Origin of the sequence: Micromonospora sp. NPDC005087, from assembly GCF_042872965.1 — a bacterium.
GTDB lineage: Bacteria > Actinomycetota > Actinomycetes > Mycobacteriales > Micromonosporaceae > Micromonospora.
Genome location: NZ_JBIALB010000022.1, coordinates 1,766 through 21,069 on the forward strand (window position 1 = coordinate 1,766; position 19,304 = coordinate 21,069).

At 69.6% G+C, this 19,304-nt stretch carries 13 protein-coding genes and 2 pseudogenes; 7 read left to right on the forward strand and 8 right to left on the reverse strand.

What is annotated here, in order from left to right; all coding sequences use genetic code 11:
• Together ACFYPS_RS31640 and ACFYPS_RS31645 are read left to right on the forward strand one after the other, a co-directional pair.
• A pseudogene (locus ACFYPS_RS31640) lies at window positions 1-359 on the forward strand (PE family protein); the annotation flags it as partial.
• Between the two features lie 571 nt (window positions 360-930).
• Complete coding sequence (locus ACFYPS_RS31645; RefSeq protein ID WP_387329274.1) at window positions 931-2,160, forward strand: hypothetical protein; 1,230 nt, start codon at window positions 931-933, stop codon at window positions 2,158-2,160.
• Window positions 2,161-2,327: 167 nt separating this feature from the next.
• Here ACFYPS_RS31645 and ACFYPS_RS31650 read toward each other — a convergent pair whose 3' ends face one another.
• Window positions 2,328-4,052, reverse strand: a complete 1,725-nt coding sequence (locus ACFYPS_RS31650) for a hypothetical protein (protein WP_387329277.1) — start codon at window positions 4,050-4,052, stop codon at window positions 2,328-2,330.
• Window positions 4,053-4,416: 364 nt separating this feature from the next.
• Here ACFYPS_RS31650 and ACFYPS_RS31655 point away from each other — a divergent pair, with 364 nt between their 5' ends.
• Window positions 4,417-4,908: a GDSL-type esterase/lipase family protein gene (locus ACFYPS_RS31655; RefSeq protein WP_387329280.1), complete on the forward strand. Its 492-nt coding sequence runs from the start codon at window positions 4,417-4,419 to the stop codon at window positions 4,906-4,908.
• 870 nt (window positions 4,909-5,778) lie between these two features.
• Here the strand turns inward: ACFYPS_RS31655 and ACFYPS_RS31660 are convergent.
• A pseudogene (locus ACFYPS_RS31660) lies at window positions 5,779-5,940 on the reverse strand (winged helix-turn-helix domain-containing protein); the annotation flags it as partial.
• Between the two features lie 928 nt (window positions 5,941-6,868).
• Between ACFYPS_RS31660 and ACFYPS_RS31665 the strand changes: the two are divergent.
• Window positions 6,869-7,495, forward strand: coding sequence for a zinc ribbon domain-containing protein (locus ACFYPS_RS31665; protein ID WP_387329283.1), 627 nt, complete (start codon window positions 6,869-6,871; stop codon window positions 7,493-7,495).
• A 196-nt stretch (window positions 7,496-7,691) separates the two neighbouring features.
• On the forward strand, window positions 7,692-8,714 hold the full coding sequence (locus tag ACFYPS_RS31670) for a zinc-dependent alcohol dehydrogenase family protein (protein ID WP_387329286.1): 1,023 nt from the start codon (window positions 7,692-7,694) through the stop codon (window positions 8,712-8,714).
• A gap of 467 nt (window positions 8,715-9,181) precedes the next feature.
• Here ACFYPS_RS31670 and ACFYPS_RS31675 read toward each other — a convergent pair whose 3' ends face one another.
• From ACFYPS_RS31675 to ACFYPS_RS31700, 6 genes are all read right to left on the reverse strand, one after another.
• Window positions 9,182-11,599, reverse strand: coding sequence for a low temperature requirement protein A (locus ACFYPS_RS31675; RefSeq protein ID WP_387329289.1), 2,418 nt, complete (start codon window positions 11,597-11,599; stop codon window positions 9,182-9,184).
• A 721-nt stretch (window positions 11,600-12,320) separates the two neighbouring features.
• Window positions 12,321-12,803: a ribonuclease E activity regulator RraA gene (gene rraA, locus ACFYPS_RS31680; RefSeq protein ID WP_354967815.1), complete on the reverse strand. Its 483-nt coding sequence runs from the start codon at window positions 12,801-12,803 to the stop codon at window positions 12,321-12,323.
• Between the two features lie 157 nt (window positions 12,804-12,960).
• Complete coding sequence (locus ACFYPS_RS31685; protein ID WP_354967816.1) at window positions 12,961-13,278, reverse strand: universal stress protein; 318 nt, start codon at window positions 13,276-13,278, stop codon at window positions 12,961-12,963.
• A 78-nt stretch (window positions 13,279-13,356) separates the two neighbouring features.
• Window positions 13,357-14,859: a tripartite tricarboxylate transporter permease gene (locus tag ACFYPS_RS31690; protein ID WP_387329293.1), complete on the reverse strand. Its 1,503-nt coding sequence runs from the start codon at window positions 14,857-14,859 to the stop codon at window positions 13,357-13,359.
• Window positions 14,859-15,587, reverse strand: coding sequence for a tripartite tricarboxylate transporter TctB family protein (locus ACFYPS_RS31695; protein WP_354967818.1), 729 nt, complete (start codon window positions 15,585-15,587; stop codon window positions 14,859-14,861). Before ACFYPS_RS31695 ends, ACFYPS_RS31690 begins: the two co-directional genes overlap by 1 nt.
• A 5-nt stretch (window positions 15,588-15,592) precedes the next feature.
• The gene (locus ACFYPS_RS31700; RefSeq protein WP_387329296.1) at window positions 15,593-16,600 is read right to left on the reverse strand and encodes a Bug family tripartite tricarboxylate transporter substrate binding protein; all 1,008 of its coding nucleotides are present in this window, start codon (window positions 16,598-16,600) and stop codon (window positions 15,593-15,595) included.
• A 99-nt stretch (window positions 16,601-16,699) separates the two neighbouring features.
• Between ACFYPS_RS31700 and ACFYPS_RS31705 the strand changes: the two genes are divergently transcribed.
• Together ACFYPS_RS31705 and ACFYPS_RS31710 are read left to right on the forward strand one after the other, a co-directional pair.
• On the forward strand, window positions 16,700-18,367 hold the full coding sequence (locus ACFYPS_RS31705; protein WP_387329299.1) for an ATP-binding protein: 1,668 nt from the start codon (window positions 16,700-16,702) through the stop codon (window positions 18,365-18,367).
• The gene (locus ACFYPS_RS31710) at window positions 18,364-19,035 is read left to right on the forward strand and encodes a response regulator (protein WP_354967821.1); all 672 of its coding nucleotides are present in this window, start codon (window positions 18,364-18,366) and stop codon (window positions 19,033-19,035) included. Before ACFYPS_RS31705 ends, ACFYPS_RS31710 begins: the two co-directional genes overlap by 4 nt.
• The last annotated feature ends 269 nt before the right edge of the window (window positions 19,036-19,304 follow it).

Below are 19,304 nucleotides of genomic sequence, written 5' to 3' on the forward strand. Positions count from 1 at the left end.
TCGGCGGGCTCGGTGTCGGTGGTGTGACGGGCGATCTGGGCGGCACGGTGCATGGCGTGACCGGCCTGGCTGGCGGCGTCACCGGTGACCTCGGCGGGACTCTCGACGGCACGGTCGGCGGGCTCGGTGTCGGTGGTGTGACGGGCGATCTGGGCGGCACGGTGCATGGCGTGACCGGCCTGGCTGGCGGCGTCACCGGTGACCTCGGCGAGACTCTCGACGGCACCGGCGGGCTCGGCGTGAGTGGCGTGACCGGTGACCTGGGCGGCCCGTTGCACGGCATCGGCAGCATCGCGGGGGACCTCGGTGTAACCGGCGACGCGCATGCCAGCGTGGATGGCGGGCTCCTGGGCGCCTAACCGGAGGCCTGCTTTGAGCTGGGACTTTGAGTAATGCGGGGGCCGGGGTCGCGTTCCATCGCGCCGTTCCCGGCCTCCGCAATGGCTTTGCCGGGGCCTCGTTGACGTGCGGTGCGGCTGGCGGGCGAAACCCGGCCGGCCGTTCGCTGCGTCGGGCCGGCTCTCTACGACCCAGGGGCGTCACCGTACAGGTCGCCGCACACGTCCAGAACGTCAAGCCGCGCCTGGGCGATGCCAGCGCTCGTGTCCGGCCCGGGCGCTGCACTGGCCGCTCCCGCCACCATTACCAAATCCCGTGTCAAGCGTCCGTTTCGGCTGACAACCCCGGCAGCCAGGCGACTGTCCACTGGCTGGCAGTGATCGCTTGCGAAGGCAGCGCCCTCACGGTCGCGCGCTCGCGACCGTTGCGCTCGATCCGTCCACGCATTCTCCAGACCTTGTCGGGTGGTCGGGGCCACGAACGGGAGTCGCCTGCCGCCTGTTCGTGCCATCGGCCGGGTGGACTTTTGGCTGATGGTGAGTAAGGTCGGCTAGCTGTCCGCACCTGTGCCCTGCAAGGAGGCCGGCGACCGTGGCCGAGAAATCGACGGCTGGTTCGGCCGATGCGGCTGCCCAAGATCACGACGACGCGGCGAGTGTCGTAGACAGCTGGATCTCTCGCCAGTCGCGGCTGGCAGTAGGTGAACCCGACTCCTTGGACAGGCGGCAGGAGGCTGCCGCGCCGCAATGCCATGAGGAGCTGCCGGACGAGTACGAGGAGTCGTACGGTCCCGCGGACACGTACCAGGAGCACGAAGCGCGACACGCAAGGCACCGGGCAGACCCGCAGTACGAGGGTGAGTACGAGCAGTACGACGCGGCCTACCCTCAGCACGAGCATGCCTACCAACCGTCAGACCCGCTGGGCTACCCCGAACCGGCCTACGACGAGCCCGACCATACCTATCTGTCCGACGGACACGACCAGGCCCATCGGGAAGAACGCCGGGCCCAAGAGCCGTACGAACCGACGGATGCCACTTCGGTCCACGAGGACGCGCGCGGCGCGCAATTGGAAAGGTATGCCGCACCGGGTGCGATCTACCCCCACGGGCAGTACCCCGACCACGATTACGCCGGCCGCAACGGGTATCACCGCGAGGAGTCCGACCCGCAGGACCCAGGGGCGAACGAGGGGCGGCCGCGAAGGAGGCACCATCGGAACGTTGCTGCCCGCTCACGGCGGGCCAGCCGGCGGCGGCGCTGGCTGATCCCGGTCGGAGGGCTCGCGGTGGGGGCGCTGCTATGCGTTCTGGCATTCACGTGGGGGCCGGGCCGGCCGCCGGCAGGCACCTTGCCGATATCGGCGGCCACCACCCCGTCGGACGCGTTCGAGCAACCGATTACCCTCTCGGAGATACCGTCGACGGCGCCAACCTCCGCGGCACCCCGCAGGTCCTCCGCGACGCCAAGCGCCACGCCGTCGGTCACGCCGTCCGCCACCCCCAGCGCCACACCGTCGGTCACGCCTTCCGCCACGCCGACGTCCACCGCGGCCACGCCGACACCGACCCGCAGCTCGGGCCCAATCCTGCTCGGCCCCTCGAGCAGCCGCGGGGTGGCGAACATGGCCCAGCGGTACTGCGATCGGTACACGGGAGGCTCAGCGGACCTCCGCAATGACGGCCGTTGGCAATGCGTGGGGCTTCTCTCCGCGTCCCTCGTCGACATGGACGTCGCCTGCCGCGACACGTACGATTCGGGCGCCTACGCACGGACATCGAATCCCGGTGATCCGTACGCCTGGCGATGCTACCGCTGACCTGGCCATCCGCACTGGGGACTCCTGCCCGATCTGTGACCGGCGCCGGTCATGGTAGGACTGTCAGCGGGGCTGACCGCAGGAGTGCGAACTTCATGATCAAGCGCCGTCGGGAAGCCGAACACACCTCCTCGGTATCAGCTACGCGGCCTAGGAGTATTAGTTGATCAGGCCGTTGAGGATCTTTCCGTCAGGACCGACCGGCCTCGGCCGACTGGGTGTTCGACCGACGCCGGATGGTCTCCGAGTTCGGTCGCGGGTCCCCGTCGTCTCACCGGGGCCTGCCGCGCTCGCGACGCTGGTCTTTGCTCGGTGGCCTTCTCTACCGCGTCGGGGGCCGCGACGGGTGGTGTGGTGCGGCTCGCTGCGGTGTTTACCAGATCCGGCAGGTCCCGCCCGGCCACCAGGGGTAGCTCTCGCGTGACATCCGCAGTCGGCCCCGGCTCGCCCGCCAGGTCGGCGCCTCGGGCGACACCTGCCCGCCCCGTCGCGGTTCGCGGCATCGGCGCCGCGCGGCGGGTCGTTGCCGGCGGCGCGTCGGCCGGCTCCGCGACGGAGCCTGGCGCGTCCGTGGTCGACGGCGCTCCCCCCCGGCTGGTGGCCGACCGGCCTGCTGTGTTGCGCGGCGTGCGGCGCGGTGGGGTTGCCGGCAGGAACGGGGCGAGTTCCGCTTGCAGCGCCGCCCAGTCCGAGGCGCGGGGCGGGTCGGGCTGATCCGTGGTCGAGGTGACCTGGCCCGTGCCTTCTGACCGCTCCACCTGCCGGTCGGTACGGTCCGGCGTCATCGACCGGTGCCGCTCCGATCCCGAGCCCTTGGCACCGTCTCCCGCCTGCTGCACGGCGTCTCCGGCAGACTCTGGCCGCACTGAGCCGCCGGAGGCCCCGTCCGCCGCAGGGGCTACGGGGGCCGCGTCCAGGAGCGGCTCGGGGGCGTGGGCCAACAGCCGCTCCGGCGCGTCGGCGAGCAGCCGCACGGCCGAGGCTAGTGAGACGGGGTCGGGGTGCCCGGCCCGACGCCACCGCCGACGGCGGCCGCCCGCCGGCAGATTCCCGGCCAGCACACGCGCAGGTGCCAGATCGGCGGCGATCAGCGCGGTGAGCCCGTCGTAGTCCGCCTGCTCGGCCAGCCGCAGGGCGATCTCGTCGAGGTCGTACACCGCCAAGGCGATGTCCGCGGTGGTGGCGTCCAGTGCCCGGCTGATCTTGCGGCGCAACACCTTACTGAGCGCCACCTGCCGCCGCTCGGCGCGAATCTGCGCGCGGGCCGCGTCGAGCGAACCGTACAGCCCAAGGCCGGGATCGGCCTTGGCCAACGAGCGGGCGCGGCGGGTCAGCCACGGGTGTCGCAACCAGTGCCCGACCGGTTCGTACCCCGGCGTCGTGGGTGGCAGCTGCTGCCTGGCGCGCAGCCGATCCCGCCGCTGATTCTCGCTGCTCATCAGCCACACCAGATAACCGAGCAGCGACATTCCCGCGTAGAAACCGCCTTCGAGGTGGTTACTGTGAGCCAGCCAGTTGAAGGCGACCGCGGCGGTGGCGATGCCGGCCGACAACACCCGGGACAGCACCGCCCCTTCGCCCAGTCGACGGCGTACGTCAGCGTTCGCGAGCACCACGACGCCACCCAGCTCTAACGCCCCAACCGCGGGAAGGGCGACGTACCACGGCATGCCGAGCCCTTCCATCGCCCCGGACACCTGGCCACCGAGCGCGATCAGCAGCACGACAACGTAGAACCCGGTGCGCAACACGGCAACGTGCCGCATCGCCTTGGCCAGCTCCGCGTCCCACACCTCCGGCGGCCCGGCGCCTGACGCCCCGCCCTTGGCGCCTGAGGCCCCGCCAATGGAGTTTCCGCCGGTCATCCGAATCTGGTCCGGTTCCTGGAACACGCCGAGCAGGTTCCTCTCTCACCCCGGCCCCGGCCTGACCGGCGCCGCGGCCGCCCAACCCGGCGGTGCCGCCCGCCGAGTCGTACCAGAGCCGCGCTCCGGCTGCCGGCCGTCGTCCGTCGCATGCTACAAGGTTGCGGGCCGAATTGGAGTTTCTCAGATACCACGCCGAGTGCGTCGGGTCGCCCCTCCCGCGCCACACCGATGGCGACCCGAGCGGGCACCAGGTCACGCAGCACCCAGGCTGCCGCCCCGACACCGGGGTGACCATGGGCGGCCGTCTGCACCACATTTTCGGACGGCATAACGCGAAGCTCGCCGTCGGCGCTGTTCGGTCGCCCAGCCTGGACCGACCAAACTCGGCGTGGCCAACAGCGGCATCAGCGGCAAACGGATCCTGGATAGCAGCACCGGCACCGGGATCGGTGGCCCGAACGCGTTCGCCCGTCTGTCCCGGGACATGCTGACCACGTCCGGGGCGCGCACGGTCATCCTGCTCGAGGGCGTCAACGACATCCTCAACCTCGAACACCCCGACCCGGAGACTCTGAAACTCGCCCTGCGGCACATCGCCGCCCAGGCACACGCGAAGGGGCTGCGGATCGTCGTCGGAACCATCACGCCGATCAAGGGATGGCGCTCCTACACCGAGGAACGGGACAACGTGCGGCAGGCCGTGAACGAGTTCATCCGCACGAGCGGCGACTTCGACGCCGTCGTCGACTTCGACGCGGTGGTGCATGACCCGGCCGACCCGCAACGGATCAACCCGCCGTACGACTCGGGCGACCACCTGCACCCGTCAGACGCAGGCTACCGCGCAATGGCCGAGGCCATCGACCTCGGTGCACTCTGAGTGTTGGGCTGAGTGCAATGCCGTTGCTTTGGGCCTGGCTGACCGACTGGGTCGAGGAGGCGCCAAGACGTCGAAATCGCCACCGTGCTTGCCGCCGTCGCCCTCCCGCTGTCAGGGGGACCAGCTGGATACTGGCCACCTCCGCGTGGTGGGCGGCCGGAATGATCGTGCTCGTCTTCGTTGGCCTGGCCGTCATGCGACTGTCACCGCGATCGGCCTCCGCTGCGTGGGTCGCCGGACGGCCGGAGCCTTGTCAACACCGCCTCAACCGTGACCACCGTGGTCCGGCTGAAACTGAACAACCTCGGTTTGGTTGATCTTTAGTCGTTGGTTTGGTGGCCGCCGCAACTGCAGCTCAACCACAACCCTGATCACGTAATTGAGGTGCAGCTCCCCGGAGCCGTACTCCATGTACATGATCGAGTCCAAGGCTCTGACCTGGCGAGTAGTCGCGAAATGTCTGATCGCGAGGTCTGCAGGGGTGCGGACTCGCAGCCCGAGGTCACTCTTCCGAGCCCTTCCGGTTCTGGCGGGCCCCGATCACGAGTCGGCGCTGGACCGTGCCCCGTCGATTTCGTCTCGGCTGTAGTAGGTAGGGGAGTTGCTGCAGAGCTGGCAGGCGAGAACCAGTGGCTGACCGGCTCGCCCGGGCGGCTTCTTACCGCAGTCGGTCTCGGGCTGGTGTTCCGGGTGCGGCGAGCGGCCATCTTCGTGTCGGAACATTGGACCGTGCCGGCCTTCGACGAATGTCAGCCAGACCGGTGCGCGGGGGAGTCATTTTTGGGCCTGGTGGCGCATGCAGAGCAGGCGGAGCAGCTTTTCGCCGCCGATGCCGTGGGGGCGGTCGTTGGCGAGCCGTTCGCGGGCGGATCATGAGATCTGGTACCCCACGCCCGGCACCGTCTCCACCACCTGCGGGTCACCGAGCTTGCGGCGCAGCTTCATCACCGTCACCCGGACCACGTTCGTGAACGGGTCGATGTGCTCGTCCCAGGCCCGCTCCAGCAGGTCCTCGGCGGAGACACCGCGCCCTCGGCCCGCGCGTAACCCACCTCCCCCGGATCGAGGGCAGATTGTCGCTAGTGCGGTGTCCACTAACGTTTGCCGGGTTGGCGGCCGGGGGTTTTGTCGTACCGATGGTGTTGGCTTTGGTTGTGCCTCGTCGTCGGGATCCTGCCGCTCCTCGGGTGGTGTATCGCACCGCGCGGGTGGCGTTGCGGGTGACGCCCGGGCAGCGGCGGCGGTGTTTCGGGTTGCTGCGTTCGGCTGGTGATGTCTGGGCGTGTGTGCTGGAGCTGAACGCGTGGCGGCGTCGCCGCCGGGACGCGCCGTTGTCCGGCTATCAGGAGTTGTGTCGGGAGTTGGCGGCCTCGGGGCCGGGCACGTTCGCCGAGTTGGACTCGACGGGGGCCCGGTCGGTGTTGCGCCGGTTCTCCGACGCGTGGTTCGCGGCAGCGAAGCGGCGTAAGGACGGTGACGTGTCGGCGGGGTTCCCGCGTCGGCGGCGGGGGTTGGTGCCGGTGCGTTGGTATCACGGCACGTTCGCCCTGCACGGGCGTCGGGTTCGGATTCCGATGGGCAAGGGCGCGTCGCCGTTGTGGGTGAGGTTGGCGCGGGAGGTGCCGTACCCGCTCGAGCAGGTCCGCTCGATCACGCTGCTGTGTGAGGGCGGTCGGCTGTTCTTGGACGTGAGTGCCGAGATTCCGATCGCGACCTATCCGGCCGGCGCTGGACCGGACCCGGGCCGGATCGCTGGGGTGGACCTGGGGATCATCCACCCGTATGCGGTGGCCGGCCCAGACGGTGCGGGGTTGCTGGTGTCGGGACGGGCGATCCGCGCGGAGCACCGCATGCACCTGGCTGACACCAAAGCCCGCCGCCGGGCGGTCGCCCGCCGGGCGCGCCGAAGCCAGGTCAGCGGGGTTCGCGGCGGTGGCGCAAGTACCGGCGCCGCGAACGCATGGTGCAGGGCCGGCACCGGCGCAGGGTCCGTCAGGCCCAGCACGAAGCCGCCCGTTCGGTCGTGTCGTGGGCGGTAGAACAACGTGTCGGTGAGCTGCGGGTCGGGGACCCGCGTGGGGTGCTTGACATCGAGGCGGGGCGGCGGCACAACCTGCGGTTGCGGCAGTGGCAGATCGGCCGGCTCTTGCAGGTCCTCACCGACAAGGCCACCCTGGCCGGCATCACGCTGCGCCTCGTGAACGAACGTGGCACGTCCTCGACCTGCCCTGCCTGCCAGCGGCGGGTACCGAAACCGCGTGGGCGGACCCTGTCCTGCCCCCACTGCCGGTTTTCCGGGCACCGTGACCTGGTCGCGGCTGCCACCATCGCCACCCGTATCCCGGGCGGCGGACCCACCACCCCGACAGCCGTTGTGCTGCCGGAGGTGCTCACGCACCGTCGAGCTGGACGGCACCTTCCCGGTGCCGGCCAGTCCCGACGTGACCCCCGCCGCCCACGGGCGGCGCGAGGATCAGTTGGCCCCCGCAGGCCCGCCCCACCACCCGGAGGGGAGTCGCTCGCCCACAAAGCGAGGATCCACAACCACCACCGGACACCCGGTGAACGTTCGTGGACACCGCACTAGGTGACTAGAGACCACCTGGCGACAATCTGCCCTCGATCGGCCGGAGGCTTTTGAGCGGCGGTGATGGTGTGGAGGATTTTGTGCGGTTTTGGTGGAGGTTCAAATCTTCTGGGTGGGCCCGGATGGCGGCATCATCACGGCCTGCCCGGGTAGGCCGGAGAAAATGACAGGCCGGTCCTTCGGAGAGGAAGAACCTATGCGTGGTGTTGTCATGCATGCCCCTGGCGATGTGCGGGTGGAAACGCGGGAGAATCCCCGGATCATGCTCCCGACCGATGCGATCATTCGCCTGTCCGCGACCTGTGTCTGCGGTTCGGACCTCTGGCCGTATCGGGGCGTCGAAGCTGTCAAGGGGCCGTCCCCGATGGGCCACGAGTACGTCGGGATCGTCCAGGAGGTTGGCAGCGAGGTCAAGAACGTCAAGCCGGGCCAGTTCGTCATCGGCTCGTTCTTCGCCTCCGACAACACATGCCCGATCTGCCGCGCCGGCTACCAGTCGTCGTGCATCCACCGGGAGCCGGTCGGCGGGCTCGGCGCCCAGGCCGAGTACCTGCGTGTTCCGCTGGCCGACGGCACCCTCGTCGCCACGCCGGACATTCCCTCGGACGACCTGATCCCAAGCTTCCTTGCCGCCTCCGACGTGCTCGGCACCGGCTGGTTCGGTGCCGTGGCGGCCGAGGTCGGCCCGGGCAAGACCGTCGCGGTGGTCGGCGACGGTGCGGTCGGTCTACTCGCCGTGCTGGCGGCCAAGCAGCTCGGCGCGGAACGCATCATCTCGATGAGCAGGCATGAGCCGCGCCAAAAGCTCGCAGCGCACTATGGTGCGACCCACATCGTCACCGAACGCGGCGACGACGGCGTCGCACGGATCAAGGACCTCACCGACGGCCTCGGGGCGCACTCGGTCATCGAGGCGGTCGGCACCCAGGAGTCGATGATGCAAGCCATCAGGGCCACCCGTGCCGGCGGCCACGTCGGCTACGTCGGAGTCGCCCACGACGTCGAACTGCCCGGTGAGGAGCTGTTCTTCTCCCACGTGCACCTGCACGGCGGCCCCGCCCCGGTACGCCGTTTCCTGCCCGAGTTGATCGACCTGATCGGGACCCGGCAGATCGACCCGGGCAAGGTCTTCGACCTCACCCTTCCCCTCGATCAGGCCGCCGAGGGGTACCGGGCGATGGACGAGCGCCGCGCCATCAAGACCCTCCTCAACCCCTGACGAGCTGCGCCCCCCGGCAGGCACCGCCCTGGCAGCGCACACACCGCGCTGAGTGAGCTCAACCCGGAACGAACCAACGATGGACAGGACGGCCGGCGGCAGCTTCACGGGCAGGGTCGCATTCGTGACGGGTGCGGCGAACGGGATCGGTCGCGCCACCACGCTCGCATTCGCACGCGAAGTTGTGCCGGTGACTCCGCGACGGCGTACGCAGGCACGGATGGCTTCCCGCCAAGGGGAGGGCCAACGCCCGGCCTCGTCGTCGAGTTCGGCGAGGGTGCCGGTTGGCGCGTCCTGGGGCCGCATCGAGTGCTGCACCACGTGATCGGCTACGCAGCCGGTGTCGCGCAGCAGGTCGTTGCGGCGCCGGTCGAACCATGCCCAGCCCAGCCCAGCCGGCGTGCTGCCGGCGCAGCTAGACGTGACGTCGTCAACGAGCACCGGACGGTCTCCGACATGGCTCCGGGTTACCTGATGGGGTTGGCGGGCCGCGCGTCGGTCAGGATGCTCGATGGTGGCGGCTCGTGTAGCCGTCGTCGTAGCTCGGCGGCGCGGTGGGAGTCGGTCATCATGACGGCGGCGGTGGTGGCTGTCAGGATGGTCAGTGCCCACAGCGGTGGCAGTGGGCTGGTCATCGGCGCGAAGATTGCCACGAGCAGGATTCCGGTGGCCCGGATCCAGCGGATCTCGCGCTGGGTGCGCCACCAGAATGCCTGGTTGGCGAGGAGATAGACGAGCACTCCGGCGAAGAGGGTGGCGTGCCCTAGCGGGGTGCGCGCTGGTCCTGACGGGTCGCTGATCACGTCGAGGGTCTTCCGCAGGCCGAAGGCGAGCAGTATCAGTCCGACGATCATGGGCAGGTGCAGGTAGGTGTAGGCGTCGCGGGCCAGCGCGGCCCGCTGGTTGCCGGTGCGGTCTTGCATGACGCGCTCTCCGACGATCGCGTCCGTGTCGAAGTACGCCCACCAGAGTGTGGCCAGTAGGACCATGCTGGTGGCGATGGCGACGATGACCGACCAGGAGATCGCGCGGCCGAAGACGGCCACCCCTGCCGAGATGATCGATTCGCCCAGTGCGACAAGGATGATCAGGGCGTACCGGTCGGTCCAATGCTTGGCCGAACTCACGCGCCAGAACTGCCGGACGACGAGGTAGCCCCCGGCGAGGTCGACGACGATGGCCATCAGCCAGAGGCTTGCCACGAGCTGGTTCAGCCCTTCGGGGGCATGCGGCCGCGAGGATGCCAGCGAGGCGAGCAACAGCAGGACGAGCGCCGCCACGGTCGCAATGCTCGCCCGCAGCAGTTGGGCCTGTGGTAGCCGGTCCGGGCGGACGACCAGCCGAAGCGTGCTCAGGTGCAGCACGCGCAGCACGATATAGCAGAGCACGACGATCATCGGGCCGGGCAAGCCGTCGGGTACCACGTCGAACGCCTGTGGGATGGCGATGCCGATCGTCAGGGTCAGGGCGACGACCAGTAGGACGCTCAACCGCACGGGGATGGACTCGCTGCGAAGGACATTTCCCACCTGGGTGTAAAGGGACCAGGCGACCCAGAGCAGGGTGAGCACCGCCAGGGCCTGGGCGACCCCGACCCCGGTGGGGTGTCGGGTCATCAACACGGTGACCTGGATGAACGTGTAGACGACCACCAGATCGAGGAACAGTTCCTTTGGTGTGACTCCGGTAGCGGCGGCGCGGACCGACGCCTCCGCCGCCTGCCTGTGCAGCACATGATGCCGCTGGCGGAAGACGGTGAGGTCGGCCAGGACCATGCTGGTGAGAACGGCGGCGAGCAGGCCCACCGCGCCTACCGGCGGTAGGCGGACCGCAACCGGAACCAAGGCGGTCACCAGGACGATCCCCAGCAACGGGCTACGACCCAGCAGGCGGATGGTGCGGTGCTCGAGCGCCACCAGACCGAGTAGGTAGAAGAGGACACCTCCGTAGAGGACGAACGTGCTCAGTTGGTCCCACCGGTACGCGGTGGCGGGCTCGACGGAACTGAACGCGCGTTTGAGCCCCAGCGCGATGAGGACGAGACCGACGATCATGACAACGTGCAGGACGCTATACGCGTCCCGGCCCAGTCGTGATCTGGTGGCTGTCGGCTGGTGCTCCAGCGCCTGCTCCGCGGCGAATCCGGCGATGTCGAAGTAGCGCCACCAAAGCACGGCCACGACGACGAGGCCCAGGGCGGAACCTCCGATGACCGACCAGGTGATCGGAGGGTCGCCGATGAGGCCACGGCTGGTGCCGATCGAGATGATTGTCTCGCCAAGCGCGATGAGCATGATCAGCCGGTGCCGCTCGGCCCAGTGCGGCACGGACGCGATCCGCCAGTTGCCAGCGCCGAGCGCGCGCACGCCGATGAAGTCGACGACGGTGGCGGCGAAGAAGAGGGTCAGTCGGACGGTCCCATCGTCGACGTCCGGCGGCAGGTGGAGAGGGAGCAGCGCACCGCACAGCAGCAGGACGGCGCCGCCGGAGAACGGCAACCATGCGCGTAGAAGGGGTCCTCGAGTCCCGCCTGAAATGGTGTACGTCAAACTCATCAGCGCGCCGAACTGGGCCAGCAGGAACGCGACGACGAAGATCAACGGCCCGAACAGGCCACCTGGCCGATCGGCGAAGATCACCGGCGCGGCAATCCCGATCACCAGGATGGTCGCGGCTGCCCCGAAAATGAGTGGCCGCATGAATCCCCGGTCCAACCTGACGACGTTGCCGAGCAACGTGTAAGAGCTCCAGCACCGCCAAAGCAACAGGACCACCAGCACGCCCTGGAACAGGCCCTCGATTCGGAAGTTCTCCGCCATGAGGTCCGTCACGCTCAGGAACGCGTATACGAACACCAGGTCGAGGAACAGCTCCAACCGGGTCACCCCGACGCCCCCGGTGGATAGCTGAATGCCTCCGAAGAATCGCGCAGCCACATGCAACGCCGACCGACCCCTGGTCACTCCTCACACTGTGCCATCCGGTCCGAGCCGGAGGACGGGTTTCGTCCGCCGGCTGCAGGTGGCCGGGATCGCATCCGCCAGGTACCTGCACAGACGTGACAACGCTCGCCCGCGCAGACGAGCAACATCAGATCCGACTCGGACGGGAACTCCAGCCCTCGCACGTCAGGTCCAGCTCTCCCACGTGCAGCTGATTTTTCGACCGTCGCCACGCCGGCCGAGGTCGAGCTGCTCCTCGCCGGGCTGCCCCGGCCAGTCCAGGACCTCGTACCCGATGCTGCGCAAGCAGGCCGAGGCGTCCTTCGCCGCACTCCGCGCCGCCTGAGCGACCATCCCCCACGGCGGGGCGCAGGCCGCGTCCGTCGACGTGAACGAGGAGCAATGACCGACGACATCGGTTTCGTGGTCGGACGACGCCCTGCAGGTGATTCTAAAAGACGACTCGGATCGGGTGCCGTTCGGCGGGGCGTCCATCGTGATGTGTCGGGTCGGTCAAGATCCTGCCCGTCTTAGGGCGATGTGCCCCCGCGGTCTGACAAACCGCCCCTGACCCGGGGATCGCTGCCGGGCTGCTCGCGGTCGAGCAGGGCTCCGACTGGAGGGGCCCCGATGATCGAGTCACTGGGCACCTGGCCCTTCAGGCCTACGCCCGCCGGCCCAGGGGCAGGACGACGATACCGTCGTCGTCACTGTGAACCGCGGCGCCGGGATCGAAGGTGCAGTTTCCGAATGCCACCGGCACGTCCCGCTCGCCGGCCCCGGTCTTGGCGCTCTTGCGCGGGTTGGTGCCAAGTGCCTTGATGCCGATCGGAAGGGCGCGCAGGGCGGCGACATCGCGGACGGCGCCGTTGATCACCACACCCGCCCAGCCGTTCTCCGCCGCCATACCGGCGATCACGTCGCCCATCAGAGCCGTGTGTACGGACCCGCCACCATCCACCACCAGCACCCGCCCCTCACCCGGTGCGGAGACGACCGACTTCAGCAGGGCATTGTCCTCAAAGCACCGCACGGTGACTGCCGGTCCGCGGAAGGCGTGGAAGCCGCCGAACTGGCGCAGCTGCGTGTCGCACGAGCCGAGTTCGTCCATGTACCGGTCATAAAGGTCCGCGGTGGGCGTCCGCATGGTTCGTCCTTCCCTCACTTCGGGTATCGGATTCCGGGGCGGTGAACGGTCGTAGGCCGGTGGCGGCGACGGCCGCTGGTGCGGTTCGAGGCTGGCACGAGGGCACCCTTCCGCTCCGGCTGGTTCGGGAAGGTGCCCCCGTGGACGGCAGGAGACGTCACACCCCGTCGATCTTGACGGCGAGCACCGGGCAGCGGGCGCCGAGCAGGATCTCCTGCGCGGTGGAGCCCATGATCAGCTTGCCCACCGGCGTCCGGTGCCGGATCCCGATCACCACCAGCGACACGTCCTCGGACTCGGCCAACTCGACGATCTCCTCGGCCGCGTCACGGCCCCGCACCAACTGCCGGACGCTGTGCCGCACGCCCAGCCCGGTCAGCTCCCGGCGGACACGCTCGAGGTCGTGGTCCTGAGCGAACCGCGGGTCGACGTACGCGTCCCCCGCGCGAGGTGTTGACCACGAGCACCGGCTCATCGCGGAACCGGGCCTGCTCAACCGCCGCGCACAGGACCGCCTCGCCCAACTCCGACGGCACGTACCCCACCAGCACGGTCATCCGGTCGCCAACCTTTCACGAAGCGGTCGTACGAGGAACCGGCCGAGCAGCGGCCAGAGCAGCACCACCAGCACGGTGGCGTAGATCAGCCAGGACACCCAGCCACCGAGCAGACCGGAGAGGTCGCCACCGGCGAGCTGCAGCGCCCGCCGGCCCTGAAGTTCCGCCCGGGGGCCGAGGATCACCCCGACGATCAGCGGCAGGATCGGCAGCCCGAAGCGCCGCATCCCGAACCCGATCAGGCCGAGGGTCAGCAACAGGAACAGGTCGAACGGCTGAGCGTTGACCGCGTACGCGCCCATCGAGGCGAAGAAGATGATCCCGGCGTAGAGGTACGGCCGCGGAACCCGCAGCAGCCGGGCCCAAGCGGGCGCGAGCGGCAGATTGAGCACGAGCAACAGCAGGTTGCCGACGAAGAGGCTGGCGATCAGGGTCCAGACCAGGCCGGACTCCCGCTCGAAGAGCAGCGGACCGGGCTGGATGCCGTACTGCTGAAAGGCAGCCAGCATGACCGCGGCCGTGGCATTGGTCGGCAGGCCGATCGCCAGCATGGGCACCAGCGTCCCGGCGGCGGAGGCATTGTTGGCCGCCTCCGGCCCGGCGACACCCTCAATCGCGCCCTTACCGAACTCCTCCGGGTGCTTCGACAGTTTCTTTTCGGTCGCGTATGACAGGAAGGTCGGGATCTCCGCCCCGCCAGCCGGCAGCGCCCCGAACGGGAACCCATACGCGGTGCCGCGCAGCCAGGGCTTCCAGGACCGCTTCCAGTCCTGCCGGCCCATCCAGGGGCGGCCCACCGGGATCACCTCGGCGGCCTTGCGCCGCAGGTGCGCGGCGATCCAGAGCGCCTCGCCGACGGCGAAGATGCCCACCGCGACCACCACCACGTCGATGCCGTCGGCGAGTTGCGGGATACCGAAGGTGAGCCGCTGCTGGCCGGTCTGGTCGATCCCGATCACGCCGATGGCCAGGCCGATCAGCAGCGAGGCGAAGCCGCGCACCCGGGACGCGCCGAGCACCGCGGTCACCGCCACAAACGAGAGCAGCATCAGCGCGAAGTAGTCCGGCGCGCCGAGACTGATCGCGAATGCCACCACCGGCGGGGTGACCACGACCAGCAGCAGGGTGGCGATGGTGCCGGCGACGAAGGAGCCGATCGCGGCGGTGGCCAGCGCCTGCGCGGCCCGACCCGCCTTCGCCATCTTGTTGCCCTCGATCGCGGTCACCACGGAAGACGACTCGCCGGGGGTGTTCAGCAGGATCGACGTGGTCGAGCCGCCGTACATGCCGCCGTAGAAGATGCCGGCGAACATGATGAACGCCTGCGTCGGCTCCATCCCGTAGGTGACCGGCAGCAGCAGCGCGACCGTCATCGCCGGACCGATGCCCGGCAGCACACCGACGGCGGTGCCGATGGTCACGCCGAGCAGCGCGATCAGCAGGTTCATCGGGGTCAGCACATTGGCGAACCCGTCGAGCAGGTGGCCGAAATTGTCCATCAGAGGATTCCTTGCAGGACGCCGGCGGGCAGGTTGACACCCAGCCCGATGGCGAACGTGTAGAAGGTGATCAGCGACAGGGCGACGGCGATCAGCAGGTTGCGGATGTAGTGCCGGTTGCCCAGCGCGAATGCCGAACCCCAGAACAGCAGGGTGCCGCTGATCACCCAGCCGAGCCGGTCGATCAGCACCGCGTTGACCAGGAAGGCACCGATCAGCAGGAGGACCGTCCGCCAGTCGATCGGGCTGCTCAGGTCGACGTCCTCGCCGGCCTCCGGCTCACCCGCGCCGCCGCGGGCCACGTCCACCGCGTAGATCGCGGCGACCACCAGCAGCAGTGCGCCGAGCAGGATCGGCACCGGCTTCGGCCCGATCGGGTCGGCGCTGCTGATCGCGTGCCCGATCCGGATCGCGTCGACGATGACAAGTGCGCCGACCACGGCGAGGACCGCACAGACGCCGTACTGCGCCCGGTCCGGCTTCGCCGTCCGCGCCGCGCCGTGGAGGGCGTCCGCAACCGGCGGCCGGTCGTCGGCCGCTGACGGCCGCGCCACCGCAGGCAGGTCCGGCGTACGCTCTGCGGTCGTCTCGGCTTCCCTTGCGGGAGACACCGGATCGGCAGCCTCCGCGGTCGGCTGCGTCGGGATCGGCGGTACGACGGAAGCGCTCGCCTCCGGCGCCGCCGGGCGGGGCGGCGGGTCGCCGCCCCGGTCCGGTCGGGTCGTCATGCCGGTCACGCCAGCCCGAGCTGCTTGAGCAGGTCGGCCACGGACGTGTCCTGCTCGGTGAGGAAGGTGGCGAAGGCGTCACCGGTCACGAAGGCGTCGCTCCAGCCCCGCTTGGCCAGCTCGGCCTTCCACTCCTCGGATTCGTGCATCTTCGTCAACGCGTCGATCCAGACCTTCTTGTCGCCGTCACCGATGCCGGGCGGGGCGACGATGCCGCGCCAGTTCGTGAAGACCAGGTCGATTCCGGAGGCCTTGAGGGTCGGCACCTCCTTGAGCGCCGCGATCGGCTGCTCGCTGGTCACCGCGAGGACGCGGAGCTGGCCCGCCTCGACCTGGTCGAGGAACTCGCCGAAGCCGCTGGCGCCGAAGGCCACCTTGCCACCGAGCACCGCCGGCAGCAGTTCACCGCCGCCGTCGTATGAGACGAAGTTGACCTGGCGCGGGTCGATGCCGACCGTCTTGGCGAGCTGCATGGGCAGCAGGTGGTCCGGGCCGCCCGGCGAGGAACCGCCGCCGACGGCAATCTTCTTCGGGTCCTTCTTCCAGGCGGCGACCAGATCGCCGATCGTCTTGTACGGCGAATCCTTCGGCACCACGATGGCACCGGCTTCCTCGATCATCTTGGCCAGGGGGGTCGTCTGGGTGAGCGTCGCGGACGACTTGGAGGTGTAGGAGGCACCGACCACGCCCAATCCCATCTGCATGGCGAGCTTGCCGTTGCCCTTCTCATTCACCATCCGCTGGAGGCCAACGGTGCCGCCCGCACCGGGCAGGTTGAACACCTGCACGCCGGTGGCGATCTTCGCGTCCTCCATCACCTTGGCGGCGGTACGGGCTGTGGTGTCGTACCCGCCACCGGGGGTGTTCGGCACCATGATCCGCAGGCCGGCGACAGGCTTTCCGTCATCGCCGGACCCGCCCTCGTTCTGTCCGGCGGTGGCGCCGCAGGCGCCCAGCGCCAGCGCCGTCGCGGCGGCGACCCCCATGACCAGCACGTTTCTCCGAGTTGCCATTATGTTTCTCTTTCGTTTCGAAGGAGTCCGGCGGCAAGATGATGGCCTCCGGGCGGACTCCGTGTCTGCCTTCTGTCACCAGCGGAAATTGAGGTCTTTGTGGTCGCGATCACTTCCCGCCGCCGCTCCCTGGCCGGGCAGTTGCTGGTCCTCCAGCTCGCGATCATCGTCGTGGTGCTGCTGGCCGTGGCCGCCGTGTCCCTGGCTCAGTCGGCGGCGACCTTCAACCGGGTGGAGGGCCGCCGCGTCGCCGCCCTCGGCGAGCAGCTCGCCGGCAACCGGCTGCTGCGCGACCGCCTCACCCAGCCGGCGCCGGCGGAGACGATCGCGCCGCTGGTGCAGAACGTGCTGACCGAGGCCGCCGTGACCACGGTCAGCGTCGCCGACGCCCGCGGCCGGGTGGTCAGCTCCACCAACCCCACCCTGGTGGGCGCCGCGGTAGTGCTAGGCGATCCCCGAGTAACCGACGGCCGTAGCTGGTTCGGCGAGCTGGAGGTCGACGGATCGCGGGAACTGGTGGCCCAGGTTCCGGTGCTCGGCGACCGCAAGGAAAACCTCGGCCGCTACCTGGGTGCCGTGGTGATCGGTGAGGCCTCACCGACTTGGTCAGAGCGAATGGTCGGCGCCTCCTCGTACCTCTTCACCTATCTCGGCATCGCCAGCGCTCTCGGGGTGGTCGGGTCCTGGCTGCTGGCCCGGCGGATCAAGCGGCAGACCCTGGGCCTGGAGCCGCGAGAGATCGCCGGGCTGGCGGAGCACCGAGAGGCGCTGCTGCACGGCATCGCCGAGGGCGTCATCGCGCTGGACCCGCAACTGCGGATCACCCTGGTGAACGCCGTCGGGCGGCGGCTGCTTGACCTGCCCGAGCACTGCCTCGGGCGCAGCCTCGCCGACCTGCGCATCTCCGGCCGGCTGCGGGACGTGCTGGCCGGCACCAGCGACGGTCCGGAGGCCCGCGACGAGGTCGTCGTCCGCGCCGGCCGGGTGCTGGTGATGAACCGGATGACGGTCAACAAGGACGGTCGCCGGCTCGGTTCGGTGACCACGCTGCGGGACCGCACCGAGCTGGCCCGGTTGGAACGGGAGATCGGGTCATTCCGCAGCACCGCGGAGCTGCTCCGCGCGCAGACCCACGAGTTCGCCAATCAGCTGCACACCATCTCCGGGCTGATCCAGATCGGCGAACACGACGAGGTGGTCCGGTACGTGGACGCGCTGAGCCGGCACCGGGCGTCGCTCGACCTGACCGTGACCAGCCGGATCCACGACACCGCGGTCGCCGCGCTGCTGATGGCGAAATCCGCGGTGGCCGCCGAGCGTCGGGTGGAGCTGCGGGTCTCCGAACGGACCAGCCTGGAGCGGATGGAGCCGGAGATCACCGCGGACGTCGCCACGGTGCTGGGCAACCTGGTCGACAACGCCGTGGATGCCGTCGCCGCCGGCAGGGACGCCGGCCCGGCCGGCGGCGGCACCGGTGCGGCGGACGGACCGGCCTGGGTGGAGGTTGAGCTGCGCCAGGACGCCTCGTCCGTGGAGATCATCGTCCGGGACTCGGGGCCGGGGATCGCCCCGGAGCTGGCCCAGGAGGTCTTCACCCAAGGCTTCACCACGAAGGCGGCGCAGGGCGGCGAGCGCGGTATCGGGCTGGCGCTCACTCGGCTGGTCTGCAACCGGCGCGGCGGGGAAATCGCGGTGACGAACACCGAGGAGGGCGCGATGTTCACCGCCCGGATGTCGGTAGCCACCATGCTGGAGGGAGTTCGTTGATCGACGTCCTGGTCGTCGACGATGACTTCATGGTCGCCCGAATCCACCGGGGGTTCGTCGAGCGGATGGACGGGTTCCGGGTGGTCGGTACCGCGGGCACCGGCGAGCAGGCCGTCGCCGCGGTCGACGAGTTCCGGCCCGACCTGGTGCTGCTCGACCTTTACCTGCCGGACATGTTCGGCCTCGACGTGGTGACCCGGCTGCGCGCCGCACGGCACGACTGCGACATCCTGGTGATCAGCGCCGCCCGGGAGGCCGAGGCGGTCCGCCGGGCGGTCCGCTACGGCGCGGTCAACTACCTGCTCAAGCCCTTCGGGTTCGACGAGCTGCGCACCCGGCTGGAGCAGTACGCCGCACGGCGAAACTCGCTGCGTGCGGCCGTGGTAAGCGACCAGGCCGACGTGGACCGGGTGCTGTCCCGCAGCAGCTCGCACGTCACCTCCGCCCTGCCCCGGGGTCTCAGCATCGAGACCGCGGAGCTGGTGGAACGCGCACTTCGGGAGAACTCCGGCACCCTCTCGGCAGCAGAATGCGCGAACCGGGTGGGAGTCTCTCGAGTCAGCGCCCGTCGCTACCTGGAGCACTTCTCGGGTACCGGGCGGGCGGCGGTGACGCTGCGCTACGGCGCGGCCGGCCGGCCGGAACGCCGCTACAGCTGGGTCGGCTGACGGCCGCTGCGGGCGGCCTGTCGCCTGGTGAGTGCCGGCCGAATCGGGCGGCGTCGGCCAGCAGCGCGGGGTGAACGGCTGCACCCAACGGTAGACAGAGACGTGGTCGACCTCGACGCCGCGCGGTGGTGGTGGTGGTTGCTGCCGGCCCTGCGCCTGATGCCGAGGCCGGTTCGCTGGCACAAAGTACGGAGCATGGAAGCCATGCGCGCGCTGAAACGGCGACTGTCCAACGTCATCTACGCCCGCATGGTCGCCGACCAGAAACG